Genomic DNA, 328 nt, shown 5'->3' with positions numbered 1-328 from the left:
GTTAAAGAACATTCGATGTTTCCTGCAAAAGCAGTACTTTCATCTTTAGAGTAAAAAACCCTAATCAATGCTTACTGAAACAGTAAATATTCATTAGGATTTCGGGTCCAACGTGACACATAAAATCACTTTCTACCTTAGCCTTTAACTACCGCCAACTTTAGCGAGTAGAAAAACCGTCAGGAAGGTTTCCTTCCGGTTAAGCGGCTTTTTCACGACCACTTGCGAGGCAAGTGCAGGTGAATGGTAGGCTTGGGCAGACTTGAACTGCCGACCTCACCCTTATCAGGGGTGCGCTCTAACCAGCTGAGCTACAAGCCTTCAGTAA

1 tRNA gene is annotated in these 328 nt (G+C 44.2%); it reads right to left on the bottom strand.

Annotation, left to right across the window (positions count from 1 at the left end):
• Positions 1–244: 244 nt before the first annotated feature.
• Positions 245–321: transfer RNA gene (locus V7R55_RS19500), tRNA-Ile, on the bottom strand.
• Between the last annotated feature and the right edge of the window lie 7 nt (positions 322–328).

The sequence above is a fragment of the Alteromonas sp. S005 genome (assembly GCF_036864475.1).
Classification (GTDB): Bacteria; Pseudomonadota; Gammaproteobacteria; order Enterobacterales; family Alteromonadaceae; genus Alteromonas.
The sequence above is the reverse complement of the archived record's forward strand: the minus strand, read 5'-3'. Positions and strand labels throughout refer to the sequence as shown.